10 protein-coding genes are annotated in these 16,898 nt (G+C 39.1%); 2 read left to right on the top strand and 8 right to left on the bottom strand.

What is annotated here, in order from left to right:
• Window positions 1-62 precede the first annotated feature (62 nt).
• From BT797_RS17035 to BT797_RS17010, 6 genes are all read right to left on the bottom strand, one after another.
• Window positions 63-767: a hypothetical protein gene (locus BT797_RS17035; RefSeq protein ID WP_075472924.1), complete on the bottom strand. Its 705-nt coding sequence runs from the start codon at window positions 765-767 to the stop codon at window positions 63-65.
• 7 nt (window positions 768-774) lie between these two features.
• On the bottom strand, window positions 775-1,755 hold the full coding sequence (locus tag BT797_RS17030; protein ID WP_075472922.1) for a DUF2169 family type VI secretion system accessory protein: 981 nt from the start codon (window positions 1,753-1,755) through the stop codon (window positions 775-777).
• Window positions 1,736-3,073, bottom strand: coding sequence for a hypothetical protein (locus tag BT797_RS17025; RefSeq protein WP_075472920.1), 1,338 nt, complete (start codon window positions 3,071-3,073; stop codon window positions 1,736-1,738). Before BT797_RS17025 ends, BT797_RS17030 begins: the two co-directional genes overlap by 20 nt.
• 10 nt (window positions 3,074-3,083) lie before the next feature.
• The gene (locus BT797_RS17020) at window positions 3,084-3,575 is read right to left on the bottom strand and encodes a hypothetical protein (RefSeq protein WP_045110928.1); all 492 of its coding nucleotides are present in this window, start codon (window positions 3,573-3,575) and stop codon (window positions 3,084-3,086) included.
• On the bottom strand, window positions 3,575-5,644 hold the full coding sequence (locus BT797_RS17015; RefSeq protein ID WP_045110929.1) for a type VI secretion system Vgr family protein: 2,070 nt from the start codon (window positions 5,642-5,644) through the stop codon (window positions 3,575-3,577). The genes BT797_RS17020 and BT797_RS17015 overlap by 1 nt, the downstream gene beginning before the upstream one ends.
• Before the next feature lie 111 nt (window positions 5,645-5,755).
• Window positions 5,756-6,274 (bottom strand): Hcp family type VI secretion system effector, encoded by a 519-nt coding sequence (locus BT797_RS17010; RefSeq protein WP_045110930.1) that lies wholly within the window; start codon window positions 6,272-6,274, stop codon window positions 5,756-5,758.
• Window positions 6,275-6,730: 456 nt separating this feature from the next.
• Between BT797_RS17010 and tssH the strand changes: the two genes are divergently transcribed.
• On the top strand, window positions 6,731-9,418 hold the full coding sequence (tssH, locus tag BT797_RS17005; protein ID WP_075472918.1) for a type VI secretion system ATPase TssH: 2,688 nt from the start codon (window positions 6,731-6,733) through the stop codon (window positions 9,416-9,418).
• Window positions 9,405-11,006, top strand: a complete 1,602-nt coding sequence (locus BT797_RS17000) for a sigma-54-dependent Fis family transcriptional regulator (protein WP_075472917.1) — start codon at window positions 9,405-9,407, stop codon at window positions 11,004-11,006. The genes tssH and BT797_RS17000 overlap by 14 nt, the downstream gene beginning before the upstream one ends.
• A gap of 40 nt (window positions 11,007-11,046) precedes the next feature.
• Here the strand turns inward: BT797_RS17000 and BT797_RS16995 are convergent, their stop codons facing one another.
• The gene (locus BT797_RS16995; RefSeq protein ID WP_075472915.1) at window positions 11,047-15,885 is read right to left on the bottom strand and encodes an OmpA family protein; all 4,839 of its coding nucleotides are present in this window, start codon (window positions 15,883-15,885) and stop codon (window positions 11,047-11,049) included.
• Window positions 15,885-16,898: TolB family protein (locus BT797_RS23875; protein ID WP_075472913.1), on the bottom strand; the 1,014-nt coding region annotated here is incomplete at its 5' end. The genes BT797_RS23875 and BT797_RS16995, both read right to left, overlap by 1 nt.

The following is a 16,898-nucleotide window of genomic DNA, read 5'->3' as shown; positions in this document are numbered from 1 at the left end:
ATTCCTCTCGGCCACCAATCGCAACGACAAAATTTTAAGATTGCTCTTAAAATTTCTTCATATCACATATAAATCTTCCCAAATTTTTTTTTTTTTTCGTTTTTTTTTTCCAAAAAGCGTAAACACCCCCGCCTATCTGTTGTGTCATAGTCAACGCTATAACCTAATATTTTAGATTCAGCAGTTAACTTTAATGTATTTAATAAATTAGCTTTAATTAAAACAACACCAGCAGCCCCCTCACTAGGAATTATTCCCCATGGGTAGCTTGATGAAAACAGTTCTTTCTTCTCTGCATAGTGATTAAAATCTGCGACAGGATTATCGAGTGAAATAGATATAAGAGCATCACAATTTTTCATTTCGTTTAACATAGTTTCAATAAATACGCAGCCATTTTCATGATATAAACTAACCTTGGAGATTAATTTGAAATGATGGCTCTTTGCTAACCAGATATCGAACATATTTTTTGATATATTGTTTGGTAGTGACAGTAACAATGGTAGCGGTTGCAATGAACGATGTAATTTATTAAGTAAGTTATTTAACAATATATCCAAGACTTCAAATATACGCGCACTTTCCTCTTTTCCCTGGATAAAATCCATGTGCCCGATTGTTTTATTTAACCCATCACTTTCATCTTTTTTAGCATCAAAACGTCCAAGATCAGCCTTAGCTAATACAGTCGCTAATTGTAAGTTCATACCGGTAGGTAAAACCGCATCAGAATGAAGAATAAAAACATTTTGCCTATTAATCATACACTACCTATCGCTTATTTATTAGGGTTGAAATGAGCATATGTTCACGCCCTTGACATGGAAAGGAAGCTGTAAATGTAGCGCTTACAGTGCCTTTTTCAGTGTCAAAAAATAAAGTATGCAAATCCATTATCTCTGTATTAACAATATCATCAGAATATCTTACTTTTGCTTCATAACACTGTTTTGGTAATATAAATGTCATCACCCCCTCATGAGAAAAACCTGAAAGGCTAATTCGTTCACCTCCCATTAAAAAACCTGAACATTGCTGATCGACTGGTGAGGTTTGATAAAATGCAGTATCAAAATCAATAGGAAGAAGAGGTCGCCGAGAGTTAATCCAAGCATCATCAAATGAACCAGCTAAACAATAACGTTGCTGAAAAAACGTAGGTAACGCTCCAAATCCAACCACACCTATTTTCTTTGAATTCAAGCTCCAATCTTCATCAACGTTAAACATTGACGGTACATTTTGAGTCTGTAAGTCCGCCATATTTTCCCCGACCCCACATCCAAGACGGTTACGCTCATCATGACCACCAAGAGCACAAGTATAATCAATCTCACTAGTTATAAATCTTAACGGCATAGAAGGAATGATACTGCCTGATTGAACGACCCATTCGCGATGCCCAACAACTTTGATTTGTTTGTCTATATGCTTATCAACAAATAAGCGACAAATCAGTTCTACGCAAGGTTCTTTCTTAAAAGTTTTAGCTTTACCGTGTATGACAACATCGGTATTTTTTTTATAAATAGCAAAGTCATGATCAGATATAACAGGTGATAGCCCTGGTTCATTCAGGTAGAGTGGGTTATCTAAAATTTCCACACATTCAGAATCTTCGACCCATATACCACCATCCAAAATCCAGCGTTTTTTTAATGTCGCAACCCAAACCTCTAAACCATTATGATCACGCTGAAAACGTCCTCCAACGGAATAAGGTAATTCACTTTTAATATCCCATAATTGCATGTTGAGCCCTCAAGTTATACCGCTCTCTAGCAATACTATTGCCTTTCATTTTACTTAAAACAGTATATTGATGCTCAGCATTAACCAATGAGTTCCAAGGAAAGTATCCTCTGCAAGTAATGCACAGTTCTTTCCATATCCACAGCCGAAAATCAGCAGTAACTTCAACACTTGCTAATAACTCTAAGCTATTATCAAAACTTTGCGGTTCTCCATATCGCCATGAAGAAAATAAAACATTACCTTTATTTTCCCACCAAGTTTGAATTTGGGTAATAGCGAGTGAGTAATCAATATCGCTCCCGATCTGACTTGGTAAAACAGGTAATTGTTCACCAAAGACAATATACAGCGCTACAATCCAAGGCTCCGCAGTATCTTCATCTATTGTGCTTAGCATAGTGATAATGTCATTCACAGCACTACTATCACCTTTTAAAGCAAACATTATCGGCGCTAGCGAAAAACCAAAATCGATAGGAATATCAACATATTCAGGAATATCTAAGATAAACCCAAATATCATCATCTCATCTGTAATTTCAACTTGCTTAGAATCATATGTCATTCTAAACCATGCACTTCTATCCACTCGGGATAATAAGTGTTCAAATATATTCACAGGGGTTACAGGCTGTTCAATAAGCCAAGCACAACTCGAAGGTAAATTTTGAGTAACTAAATATCGATGCACGATCTCTTTATTAATAGTGCAATCCGAGTTTAACAATGTCATCGCAAACTTAGATGATAATGCCCCTAGTGACTGTAATGTCTCAAACAGCAATGAGGCATACACAGAGCTTGATTGTATCAACGTTCGCGATGCTGCAGCTAACTCTTCACTATCCGACAAGCTCGCAATTCGTTTCCATGATTTCTCACCTAAGGCATCTGACATAGTGATGGCGAATAAACAGGCTCTTTTATCTATTCTCTCCACACCAATAGACAGTAACGTCCATATAGCAACATCTGGATAGGTATCCTTAAGAAAATAAATATAACCCGAATTGATTTTATACAATTCGATAAATACATTATTTAATTGTGTGAGTTTTTGAGTCACTAATGTTAAATAAGGTAATTGAGACGAAGGAAAGCCAGAATTGAATACACGTTGGCGTTGTTTAAGATAGAAAGAAGCCGTTTCTGCAGCAAGTGTCGACTTGTCGATACAAAAACGGGATTGTGAAGTGTCCGCACTCGTGACCAGCACTACTGCATTGTTAAGCTCTAAGCGCAATGAATCTAAATATTCATCGCTTAACGCTAGCTGGTTTTTTTCGTTATTAATAATTTGCTGTAATTCATTCATTATAAATTATCTAGTTGATTGATATTGTTGAACCTCGAATTTGTTGAGCTTTTTCTGCTTGTGTCGTGATATATTTTGCAGAACTAGTCAACCTTCCATCCCGGCCACTGTATGTACTCGAAGTACAACCACTTTTTAATGTTAACTCTTGTTCAGCTTCAATAATAATAGAACTCGCTTTTAGCTTTAACTGCCCATGCCCCTCCACTAACGAAAAGAAAATATCGGTAACGATAGGTAAATTAATATCGCCACCAACAAATTCGATTCTGCATGACAATTTATTATCTATCGCCAAATTAAGCTCTTGCGAGGTGAACAAACGTCCTAATTTTGCAGTTAACCCTTGAGAATACGGATTACCATCAAAATCAACACGCACTGTGTCCATCGACTCTTGTATTGCTAGCAGATGACCAAAACGGGCTAAAGTAGCACTTGGTTGTGCCTCGGCATACTCGCTAGACAGCACATCAAATGAATCAACTTGTTTATTTTCCATTAATTAACCGCCACTTTTCCGCCTTTGATAACAACTTTATCGCTGCCTTCTATCATAATCGAAGAACCAGATATTTTAATAGAGCCATCACTATTCATGACCAACTGAGAACCGCCTGTTTTAAATACAATTTTATCTGCACTAACAATTTGCGTTGCACCATCTGCTTTATAAGAATTATTCCCTGTAACAGATACCGTTAAATTACCACCAACTGTTTGTAAATCATCAGCCGAAATATCCACAGCACGAGACGCACCAACAGTTAAGTTATAGTTTGAACCTATGTCTACATCATCATTTTTAATAATTTTAGTTGTTCTATTTTCACCGATATCAATAGCAACATTCTTTGAAACTGACTGTGTTTCATTTGCATTATATTTCACTGTAACATCTTGTTCGACGGTTTCGGTAAAGGTGCTATTTACGGTTGTAGTTTTATACCCATCAATGGTTTCATTATGATCACCTTTAATTTCGTTAGTTTGATGCCGCCCAACTTTTAGAAACTCATCATTTATAATATCTCTAAAACGGTTATTTTGAACCAATGTAGACATATCTTTCTGAGCTCTGATATAAACTTCTTCTTGGTTAGCTTCATCTTCAAAGCTTAATTCATTGAATCCCATGCCTTTGTGGGTCTGGGTTCTAAATGTTGTCTTTGTTTTATGCTCTGGCAACGAGTAAGGAGGTAAGTTCAAACTGTTATAAACAGCGCCCGTTACGAGAGGACGATCAGGATCACCATCAAGAAACGTAACGATCACTTCATGACCTATGCGAGGTACACAAACAGCCCCCCAATTAGCGCCAGCCATAGTTTGTCCAAGTCGGATCCAGCAACCTGCATTTTCATCGTTTTCGCCATAACGATCCCAGTGAAACTGAACCTTTATTCGGCCAAGTTTATCGGTATATATTTCTTCATTTGCAGGGCCAACAACAACAGCCGTTTGTGGGCCATCAACAACAGGTGATGGCATTTTTGGTGCTTGATATATAACATCACGAGGAATACAAACAAAACTGTTATCGTAAGTAGTCGGAAGACCACTACTTTCTTTTTCATGTGCCTGAGGGTTGTAGCCATTATGACTAACCCTTAAGATTGTAAAATCTCGATTTAATGCTGTTCTAGGGTGATTATCTATGTTGATACTATACCCAGACGCTAAGCGCATAACATTACTTGTGCACTCTATCTGCTCACTATCAACAACGTACTCGGCAACATGCTCCGTGACTTTTTTCTGACCTGTGACAGGGTTATTATAACGGCCAGGATAGTCAAAACTAATTAGATCATCATTTAGCGCAGCTGCGCTCTCCATCTCTAATGGGATTTTAGGGTAAATATAATTGTAATCACGTTGAACAACCGCGCCAGTTTTAACTCTATTAATACTTTCTAAATTAAGAATATGCTCACGATCAGCAGTACCACCACTATCAGATTTAAATGGTATAGCCCCTTCGTAAGAACTATTGTTATGATCAGAAACTAACTCTATAATGGCATCGTTACTATCAACAATGACCATAGTATGCATCTCTTCGGTGTGCTCAAAATAATACCAAATCCCATACTCAGCCATTAACCGCTGTAAGAACACACTGTCTGACTCTCGATATTGTAAAATATAATCTTGAGATAAATAAACAGACGAAAGTTCTAATCGATAATCACTAATACTCGCTTTGCTAAGCACTTCATCAATAATATCTGGAACTGCCATTTCTTGGAATATACGGCAATCTTGACGTTGCGATAAAAACCAAAACTGTGGCACTAAAATTACTTGATACCGACTAACACTTTTGCCTGTTCCAAGATAGCGAACTTCACTGACCACGCCATGAAATTGTTTTGATACATCTTCACCTTGTCCATATAGACTCAATAATGCAGGCTGCCGTATCAAAGTATCAAATGAAATATCAGCATCAGTTGAAAGTAATGATAGATGAATATGAAACGGTTTTGATGTTTCTTCTATAACGTTAAAGCTTTCAACTTTAAATTCAAGATCGCAGTCATTTACTTTAAATTCAAATCGAACCATATCTTTCACCTGATGCAAATAAAACTTCTAGAAATAAGTAGATTAATTAAGAGGGAATAAATCGAGGTATAGATGGGGCAATAATGTCCCCATCTACCAGCAAAACTAAAATTAAGCTTCGCGAGGTGCACGCCAATCATCATTACCAGCAGTACCACATACTTCATGTGTTACTTCAATTGCACGGTAAGTTAATTGTAATACTTCTTCAACAACACGTGTTGATGTTGCATCATCTTGACAATGTGCCATACGAGTTTCAATATCAACAATCAGCGCATCAATCAATTTAATTGTATAGTAATGCTCTTGCTTACCTTGGATAGACGTACGGTAGAAGTTGATATAACACTCAGGTAGTTTTTCGCCACTTACGAGTGAATTGAAAAGCAGTGGAGAGCAACGGTCTTGTTGTTTAGTTACAATAATTGGGCGGTGAACACGTTGACCTGTTGGTTGACCACTTTGTGGATCTCTTGGCACTGTTAACACGTGATCAAGTTCTTGAACTAAGAATTCGTCAACATGTGCTTCTTGCCATGTGTTACCGACAGAATCTGCAGAGTATGCATCTTTAGTAATATGACCTTGAGTTTCACCGTTGATAGACATATAAGCTGGAGTTGGCATTCGTATTTCCTTGTTAAATTTAATAAAAGAGGGTTAAGTTATCGTAACCAAATCGCTAATCACTGCGATATAGACTAGATATAGCAAAGGCTATGCCAACTATAAAAATAAAATTAAACACCATATTAAACAGAACCTTACGATAGATTGAATATATGTTTCAATTTTAATACCCTCTCAATCACAACAATTTATTGTGAATATGAACAATAAATTGTAATTGTTCACTTAACTATAAAATATGTTTTAAAATAATGCTTTACGAATAGCACAATGGGCATTATGAGTGATAAAACATCATTTTAACTAAACAATCTCACATTCTACATTCAGATTGAATTAATAGGCCTGCATTCTAACTAGTAAACGAGCCAAAAACCCCTCCCCTTAAAACGTGATTTTATTTTTTACGTATAATAGCTATCAAATCAAACAACTAGACTAAGCTATTAACACATGATAAATATAAATCTATCTTCATTAATACAGCGTTTACACCCTATCGCAAAAACAGCATTGGAAGATGCTGCGGCGTTGGCGGTTTCTGAGCAATCAGCCGAAATTCAGATCGAACATTATTTATTAAGCCTATTAGAAAGACCAAATAGTGATTTTGATCTATTACTTAATCAATACGATTGTTCTGAACATTTATTGCGTCAATCAATTAAATCCTCATTAGACAATTCAAGCAAAGGATACGGCGGTAAGCCTGTGTTCTCAGCTCTGTTAATTGAATGGTTACAAGAGACATGGTTAGTATCTTCACTGGATTTGTCACAGACACAAATCCGAACAGGTGGATTATTACTAACACTGGTCAGTAACCCACTGCGCTACGGTCAGCATGGTTATGCTTCATTATTCGAATCGATTAATACTGAAGATATCAAGCGTAATTTTACTGCGTTAACAACCAATTCAATAGAATCCCAGCGCGAAAGAACAGAGCAAGAGTCAGCAAGAGAAGAAGGTTCTGCCTTAAGTAAGTTTACGACTGACTTTACCGGTAAAGCACGTAAAGGTGAAATTGACCCGGTATTTTGTCGCGATCAAGAAATTCGCCAAATCATTGATATTTTGGCTCGTCGCCGAAAAAACAATCCGATAGCAGTTGGTGAGCCAGGTGTTGGTAAGACTGCTGTTGTTGAAGGCTTAGCCCTAAAAATCGTGCAAGGTGATGTACCCGATATTCTTAAAGGCGTAGAGTTATATGGCCTTGATATGGGTCTGTTACAAGCCGGCGCAAGCGTTAAAGGTGAGTTTGAAAAACGTTTGAATGCTGTATTAGATGAAGTGAAGAGCTCTCCTACCCCTATTATTTTGTTTATTGATGAAGCCCATACCCTCGTTGGTGGTGGTAATCAAGCAGGTGGCAGCGATGCAGCTAACTTATTAAAACCTGCCCTTGCTCGTGGTGAAGTAAAAACAATTGCAGCAACGACTTGGTCAGAATACAAAAAATACTTCGAGAAAGATCCAGCACTTGCACGTCGTTTTCAACTTGTAAAACTTGAAGAACCATCACCAGAAGAGGCTGCACTCATCATCCGTGGCTTACGTCCGATTTATGAAAAATCACATAATGTATATGTAAGAGACGATGCCATCATGGCTGCAGCAACCTTATCAGATCGCTATATAACAGGTAGACAGCTACCCGATAAAGCCATTGATATTATAGATACCGCTTGTGCTCGTGTTAACATCAGCCTTAATTCGACTCCCGCACCAATTGAAACGTTACAGCAAAAAATTGCTGCTGCTGAGCGCGAGTTATCCGCCTTAAAACGTGATAAGTTACAACAAACAGGCGACAAACATCGTCTCGCTACAATTCCTGCATTAGAACAATTGATTACAGATTCACAAACTGAACTTGAAATCCTCGATCTGCAATGGCAAAAAGAAAAAACGTTAATTATTGAAATGTTAGCACTACGCGAACGTTTGCATGTACTAACGACGCCAGCGATAGATAGCAAGAATACAGACACAGAAAATACGAGTGAAGCATCACTAAGCCTAGAACAATCTACTGATAGCATCGAAATGAACGAACAAGAGGTTCGTATTGCTATCCAAGCGTTACAGGAACAACTTGATCAATGCCGTGGTAAACAGCCACTCGTCCATTTCGAAGTAGGCCCTGATGAAATTAGTCTTGTTATATCCGATTGGACAGGTATTCCAATGGGTAAGATGTTGCAAGATGAATCGGCAACGACGTTAAATTTAAAATCAGTATTAACCGAAACGATCAAAGGGCAAGCGCATGCTATTTCAGCACTTGCAGAAGGTATTCAAACAGCGAAAGCGGGGCTTGTGAATCCAGATGCGCCAACAGGTGTATTCTTACTTGTCGGTCCAAGTGGTGTTGGTAAAACAGAAACAGCCAGAGCAATCGCGGATCAGATGTTTGGTGGTGAACGCTTCATGACAACAATTAACATGTCTGAATTCCAAGAGAAGCACACCGTTTCACGCTTAATTGGTTCACCTCCTGGTTACGTTGGTTACGGTGAAGGAGGCATGCTAACCGAAGCGGTTCGTCAACGTCCCTACTCTGTCGTGCTACTTGATGAAGTTGAAAAAGCAGACCCTGAAGTGCTTAACTTATTCTATCAAGTATTTGATAAAGGCACGTTAAATGACGGTGAAGGTCGTACTATTGACTTCAAGAACACCCTTATTTTAATGACAAGTAATCTCGCTACCCACGAAATTGTCTCGTTGGTTCAACAATCTGCTGATATTCAAGTAGGGACCATTGCCGAAGCAATTCGACCAACATTAAATAATCATTTTAAACCTGCACTATTAGCGCGTATGAATGTGTTGCCTTATCTGCCATTAACAGATGAAGCGATGACAGATATCATTAATCACAAATTAAAGACGGTCTCTAAACGTTTAGAAAGTCATCATAAACTGGCCTTGGATTATGATGATGATCTTGTTGAGTTTGTATTGGGCAACTGCCGTTTAGCTGAAACAGGGGCGCGTAATATTGATGCTGTGATAAATAGGCAATTGCTACCACAACTATCAAATCAATTACTCGCTCACGGTAAAAATGAAAATGATTCTAAAGTGACAGTGAATGTCGATGAACAAGGAATCATCCAGTATGCCTTCAGCTAATACGAAGGAACTGAATAATGCTCTCTTTGCGATCAGCCAGTCTTTGGCTGATCGCAGCCAATTAGCGTCGACACTCGACGCTATTTTGGTTGCCGCACGTCAGTTAACGATGGCAAAACATGGCATTATCTATGTTTTAGATCAAACCAAAAAATCATTAATTCCAACAGCCGTACACAACGAAGGCAAGACTCAAACCGAGCATGCTTGGCAACCACTGACCTTAAATGCCTTGCAAGACAATGATCCTTTTAGCTATGCATTACAAACAGGTGAAGTTGTCTTGGTTAATGAGCTATACCAATATAATGGATACAATTGTAGCCATATTTATGAAGTTGAGCTTATAACAAGGCAGCAAAGTCAAAACCTATTGGCTTGGCCTTTAATTAATAGCCAGAAGCAAACTGTTGGCTTACTTGTGTTACTGGATATGCAAGCGATTGATGACGAACAAAGTTTAACCTCGTTCACTCAATTAGCAGGTGCAAGTATTCATCAAGCAGTACTGTTAGAACAATACAATGCAACAATCAACCTCTTGTCTGAAGATAACAAAGCGCTACTGAAAGAAAACAAGCAGCTTAAACAACGTAAAACCAATGACCACTCGGGCCCTATTGCTGAAAGTGATGAAATGCAGCAGGCACTGTCTCGCTTACAGCGTATCCTTAGCCTTCCGGTCGATGTTTTGCTACGTGGAGAAACAGGCACAGGTAAAGAAGTAGTCGCTAAATATATCCACGAAAATTCAACCCGTGCTTCGCAACCGTTTATTATACAAAACTGTGCTGCGATTCCAGAGCAATTGTTAGAGTCAGAATTATTCGGTCACAAAAAAGGCGCATTTACTGGGGCAGATAAAGATAAAATAGGGTTATTTGAAGCGGCTAATGGCGGCACTCTTTTCTTAGATGAAATTGGTGATATGCCATTATTGTTACAAGCTAAACTATTACGTATTTTACAAGAACGAACCTTACGCCCGATCGGTAGTACCAAAGAAGTTCACATCGATGTCAGGGTCATTGCAGCAACACACTGTAATTTAATGGAACAAATAAAACAGAATAGATTCCGAGCAGATCTGTTTTATCGCTTAAATGTATTCCCCGTTACGCTACCACCGTTACGCGAGCGCACCAAAGACATTTTACCTCTAGCAGAGCACTTCATCACCTTAATGAGCAAGCAGCTGACACTTGCGCATTCACCAGTAATGAGTCCACGTGTACGTAAGCAACTTACCCAATACGCATATCCAGGTAATGTTCGTGAGTTACGTAATATTGTTGAACGAGCGGTATTGCTTTCTGACTTCGATATTATTGATCATATCGAAATTAATGATGAAATAGCACCACAATCATTCGATTCAGACAATATTGTTCATGCGGAATTTGAGCACGTTGCCGTCGATGCATCGACATCATTAAAAGAAGTAGTGGGTAATTATGAACGTGAGGTGTTACTCAAATATCTCAACTCTTACAATTGGCAAACCAAGCGTGTCGCTGACGAACTGGGCTTACCTGTAAGCACGCTTAGTCACAAGATGAAGAAATATGGCATCAGCGCAGCGTGTTAGGCACGCTACGCTGGTGTGTATCAGCTATTCTGCAATACCGCTACAGTTCAGCTGATGCCATGGTTTTCATCGCCATAGGTAAAGGTTCAAGCAAACTTGCATGCTTAGGTTGTGTGATCCACTCGGTGAGTGCAGCATTCTGTTCTTTTTCCGTTAACCCTTTCCATTTTGTTGCTAAGTCTTTATTAACATTCTTAACACCGATTTTACCTTCTGCTGAAAATGGCGATGATTGTAATGAACCCTTGTTAGGTAGTTGAATTGTATACTCATCAAGTAATGAACCAGTCGTTGCTGTATTTACTTGCTTTATCGACAAAAATCTCAATATACCAAATCTGAAGCTATTATTCGGGTCACTCTTAAATAGGCTGTCTTTCTTATGCAATATGTCGCCAAACGGTCTTAATCCTTTTATAGGATTCCCTGCTAAAGAGATATAATTCAGATTAAATTCAACGCTATATACCACATATTCTTTTTTATCTGACAGGTTATTGTCATCATTAATTTTAGCGATAGAATCCGTCTCAAATTGAGTCAGCTTGGTACTACCGTTATCAGTAGCAAGAACCCATTCTTTTTCTTTTTTAAGACTGCCAAGATAATTCATAGGAGCTTGATAGCTAGGTCCTTTAATCGCACTTGCGCTACTAAAAGCAACATCAAAACCGTTGTTCTCGCCCTGCATACCTAACTGTAGCGAAGTAGACACACGTTTCCAGTCAAGCCCTAAGCCCTCATAATAAGATTTGTTATGCTTTTCACTCACAAACAATACCGAGACTGTAAATGGCGACGCCATTGACCAATTAAAGTTTGTTAGCTTTGGAATATTATCTACTAGTCCGTTAAATCGTGGCAGAAACTGCGATTTATGATGACTTGAAACCTGAACATAGGTGGCATCCGGTTTTTCAATTATCATTTCTACTGCGCCTTTTTTTACTTCGTTTGCCAAAACAAACTCAGGCACAAGTAAATCACGTTCATTCAAGGTACGAGGTTCATTACCAAAGCCACTAGGTAAGGTCAATTTGTGCTGGCACTCGGTATGTAGTCCAACGCTTAATGTTGACGATGCCGCTACAGACCAAAACGGATTGTCATTTTGCACGGCATGTGCTGACAAATCGATATCATAATGTTTTCCACTGAGTGTAAACACATAATCCATGTCTTTAAAACCACCGCTAGCATTATATTGAGTGAGCAGTTTCTCTTTATCCGAAAATAATTTTTTTATCGTATCATCAAGCCACTTTTGGTTTGCAGCCTGCCAATAATTATTCAGTTCAGATTCTCCAACTAAAGGTTTAACCCCCTTAATCATGTCTTCCCCCCAGTAATAAAATGGTTCAAACTCTGTCGCGACCAAACGTTGTTCTTCATCACTTTTAGTTTTATTTCGCTCAAGATCGAAAAATGTCGCCAGGGATTTATCACAATCCATCGAAAATTCGGAAAGCGCCATTGGATGGAATAACGTCGTAAATTTAGGCCCAGAAACGTCACCGAACCATATTTCTCGACGGTAACTGATATTAGATTGGAATATACGCTTATTCATATCGTCGTCATCGGTATGCCATAAAACGATTTGCCATTTTAGCCGGTGCAATGGCGATAACGTGGTAGCACCACCACTTTTACGTTGGTGATGTTGCCATTTTTCATAAGTAACCCACGTGGTTAACGACTTTGGATCTGCAACCAGCAAGCGTACGAAACCAATTTCGTCGATTTCAACCTTACGCTCGAATGGGGTCATATCTCGGACTAAATCAAGTAAGCCATTCTGATCATCGCGAACAAACAGCTTATCTTGTACTGGAAAGGCATTATTAAACGCCCCTCGCGTCATCGTTTTTGGGCGACCACCATTAAACAACGTCCAAAAACGTGTATTATGCCCATCCAATTTGGCCATTGTAAGTTCAGCTTGTTCCTTACCGTATAGCTTAATCTCCTCTTCGTATCGCCTTTTTCTATTTCTATCATGCGCGGATTGGTGAAGCCAGACTGAAGCTAAACTATCAAAATCATAACTGTCTAATACCCATGTATCATCTTCGATATAAGTTTTTATATAGCCATTTAAATCATAAGCAACAAGACTATCATTAAAACTGCCTTTTTCACCGGTTGCACATTGAGCAATTAAGGTGAATAAACCATTTAATGCCAGCGCGCGCATTTTGTAACGCTTAATCAGTTCTTTTGCTGTATTGGGACTGTTTAGGTGCTTACTTAAGGCTTCAATCGAGGTGAAGTTGTTCTCACCAAGTTGTTCATTAATTGCAGCAAGTTCTCGCAACATAGTGTTACTTTGTTTAGCCAATTTTTCTAAGCCGCTTATTTTAGATGTTCTATCGGCTGATTGTTTAAAATAATAATCCAATAATGTCGCGTCTAACACCTGACTCGCGGATTTAATCAAACCAGTACTTTCTTTTACCAGCAGCATTCCTCTTGCAGCAACAGCAAGGCCCGGAATAAAACTAGCAACACCAATGGCACTTTCAAACAAAGCAAGCGCCAACTCTCTCTCTAACGCCTCTTCGTTGTTACTCGCGCTAATCTCCCCTAGCCTCGTTAGCTCCATAGCTCTAAACCCACTGCGACTTGGCGGTAAACGTAATGCTAACTCTGATACATAAATACGCACTTCGACACGGCGATTAATCTTTAATGCTGGATTATCACGATTAATGTCATCACCACAGGCTTGCGCGATGACTTTACTCTCGCCATAAGCCGCAACATGCACTCGCTTATCAAATTGAGTGATACCTTTGAGTTTATTGGCAACAAAATTAGCACGCTTATTCGACAGGATTAAGTTGTAATCACTGGTACCGTTTTGATCAGCGTGTCCCTCAATTTCAACCGAAATATTGACATTTTCATTCATGATTTCCGCAAGCCCGTCTAAAAAATCAACAGATTTACGATCACCACTATCACGCGCATCAAAGTGAAATAACAGCTTAAGCCCTGCACCACGTCCATCTTGAAATAATGACGCGCTGTCTTTCATATCCACTTGCTCGGCGGTTGCTTTGTTAGTCGATATTAACTCGCCACTGACTTTATCAAACAGCTTTTGTAATATATCTTCACCAGACTTGCGCTGCGTATTCCAAAGTGGGATAAGTTTGAGATAATTGTGCGCGACATCATTTAATTCTGCTTTACGCTTTTTGGTGAGCTTTTCAGCTAGTTCGAGCTGTTTGTTTTTATCCGCTAAATCAGCCATGGCATAAAATGAACTCACCGCGTTAAGCCCTGTAAAACCAAGTGATGACAACGCTGGACGCCAGCCTGTTACGCCATTAAGGAACCAACTTTTAGGCACTCGACTTGCTAATACGCCATATTCACCATTGCGTATAGGGTTCCCCACATTATCGAAAAATACTTTAGGGTCAAATACATAACTACGTAACAATGCACCGACACCAAGCATTCTTGCTTTATCTAGCGTGTTTGCGGTTCGAATCTTTTGCAGTTCATCAAATGCCGCTTTGGTCGATGATATGCCAAACATAAATTCAAGACCTGATACCATGGCATCGGGTAAGGTTTTTTTATCGACTTGCGACCATAGCGTATTTGCGAGGGCTCCCATTGCATCCATTTTTGAATCAGGATCTAACGCGATATTAAGCCCAGTATCAGCAATATTAAGCCCTGATTTTTTTGCTATTTCCCAAATCGCACCACTCATCTCGGCAGTACTACCCGCGGCTTCGAGTTTGTCGATGTTGCCTTGTTTGTACTGCTGTAATCCAGTCATATATTCAGGAAACTGATTCATCAGGGATTCTTCAAGGGAGATCATGTCACCGCATACAACAGCTAACTTTCCAAATGCGCCGACTTGACTTAAAGAGATGTATTCTCGAAGTTCATAGGTGACAGAAAATAGGCCCCCTTCGTCATCAAACTCTTTCTTAACGTTCGCCACGTCATCTAAAAAATCAGGCATATCCTTAAGTTGATTACGATTAAATTCAATGCGCAATGTATACATACCATCGACAAATGTTTCGGGGTCAACTTGTAATAGCGCGCAAGGTCGTTTGTTATCTGTATTATCTGATAATGTTGCAACACTCTTGGCGATTTCTATTTCAGTATTTTCAGCGTCGGCATCAAATTGCAACAGAGTAACTTCAACACCATCATATTCGGGTGTTGAGAACACCACGCCACAAAAATTAAATGTCGGTACCAAAAAACCAGTTAATGGCTCACCAATATCATTTACATTATTGAGCCAATCATTATAGTTCTGCTTTGCTTCAGTTAATAACTCACCAGGTTTAGCTCTGTAAGCCGGGGCTAGTTGCGACAAATCCAGTGTCGATGTAGCAAAGGCGATATTCTGCGTCATAGAATTATAAACACCACCATCATCATCCGTAATTTTGTTTGCCATGGTTTTTAATTTACCGCATATATTACCGATACTTGCAGTTGATGATGCAAGCTCGACAAGCATTGATAACGGCGGGAATGTGAGTTTATAGTCGCCCGATATGCTATGTAAAGGCGCAGCTTGACGTAATATGTCATGGCTATTAGCATCTTGATGACAAGATGTGCCCACGCCCAAACTATACAAACGCCCTTTGGCATTGGTTCCCCATAACATGGGTTTTTCATCGCTATCAGCCTTGCTTGCGATGTTTACAGCAACCGGAATAAAAGGCAATGGCCGGACATTTTTCAGGGCTGTATTTTTACTATGATCTTTATCTTCATTTAGTGAAAAGTAAGTTTTTTCACCTTGTATTAATTCAGAGTTAAACATTGCCCCAAACAAATAAACAGGCTGGCCTAAATCCTTCATTGCTGATCCACATGTTGCCATTATTTACCCTCCTTAGTAAAAAAACGACCATTATTGGCGAATGCATTGTAAACATTAGATAATCGAGCACTACGACCTGTACCTATCGGAGTCCATCGTTTGTATGACAGCTTATTGCCCCCTTTATCCATAGCATAAAGAGTAACCCAGGCTGCGCCCATTTGATATTCATCTCCATTTACACTGATATTATCCATGGTGTGTATTTTCCATTTATCCACGCCTTTATTATCAACCGCAAACCAAGTCTTATTCTCAACATCAATAAACACTTTATGATAACGGTTTTTAGCCCAAGCGTATTTACCGTTGGCACTGATAGCACGCTCTCTGTAAATTCGCTCTTCTACAGTTTTTGTATCGTCCTCTTCAGTGAGAATGTCATAGAGTCGTTTATTATCCGACTCTCTGTACACAGCGACTCCGGCATCCGATACAACAATTCTTTTCCCGCCATAAATCACCGTTTGTGGTGTCAATCGAATATCAACAGCCTCTTTCTTTTTCGTTGCAAGGGTATATTTAATATATTCACGGCCGTTGGAATAATACAAATAACTGCTGTCTTCAGCCCAGACTAAAATAGGCAGTGTCGAACTTGAACCGAGTATAATTGACTCTTGGGTTTTTAAATCAAACAGGACTTTATGCAGACCATCATTCGCATATGCATAAGCTAAATAACGATTGTTCGGTGAACGGCGTAATGTACCGCGCGTGCGGCCATCAAAATCATCAGTGACCAAGCGTAAATCGGTGCCGTCCATCTTCATGCTCCAAATTTTTTGCCTTTTTTCATAGGCATCGCTTTTCATTTTTCGTGAATTACCGTTATCCCAAAAGAACTGTAGACGTGGTTGGTCATATGATTCTGCATTGTCTAAATCTTCACGTGGCCATTCTTTGGCTTTATAAACATTGTACTCAGGCATCCCTAACGGATAGCTTTCATCATCATAGGTGATGTAGTTATGTTCAGTCACATGATCACGCTTTTCGGTAATGACCTCTGC

The sequence above is a fragment of the Moritella viscosa genome, from assembly GCF_900120065.1.
Lineage (GTDB): Bacteria > Pseudomonadota > Gammaproteobacteria > Enterobacterales > Moritellaceae > Moritella > Moritella viscosa.
The sequence above is the reverse complement of the archived record's forward strand: the minus strand, read 5'-3'. Positions and strand labels throughout refer to the sequence as shown.

Coding starts and splice junctions, on each gene's coding strand:
- BT797_RS17035 (WP_075472924.1), bottom strand. CDS start 767: ATGATTAATAGGCAAAATGTTTTTATTCTTCATTCTGATGCGGTTTTA.
- BT797_RS17030 (WP_075472922.1), bottom strand. CDS start 1,755: ATGCAATTATGGGATATTAAAAGTGAATTACCTTATTCCGTTGGAGGA.
- BT797_RS17025 (WP_075472920.1), bottom strand. CDS start 3,073: ATGAATGAATTACAGCAAATTATTAATAACGAAAAAAACCAGCTAGCG.
- BT797_RS17020 (WP_045110928.1), bottom strand. CDS start 3,575: ATGGAAAATAAACAAGTTGATTCATTTGATGTGCTGTCTAGCGAGTAT.
- BT797_RS17015 (WP_045110929.1), bottom strand. CDS start 5,644: ATGGTTCGATTTGAATTTAAAGTAAATGACTGCGATCTTGAATTTAAA.
- BT797_RS17010 (WP_045110930.1), bottom strand. CDS start 6,274: ATGCCAACTCCAGCTTATATGTCTATCAACGGTGAAACTCAAGGTCAT.
- tssH (WP_075472918.1), top strand. CDS start 6,731: ATGATAAATATAAATCTATCTTCATTAATACAGCGTTTACACCCTATC.
- BT797_RS17000 (WP_075472917.1), top strand. CDS start 9,405: ATGCCTTCAGCTAATACGAAGGAACTGAATAATGCTCTCTTTGCGATC.
- BT797_RS16995 (WP_075472915.1), bottom strand. CDS start 15,885: ATGGCAACATGTGGATCAGCAATGAAGGATTTAGGCCAGCCTGTTTAT.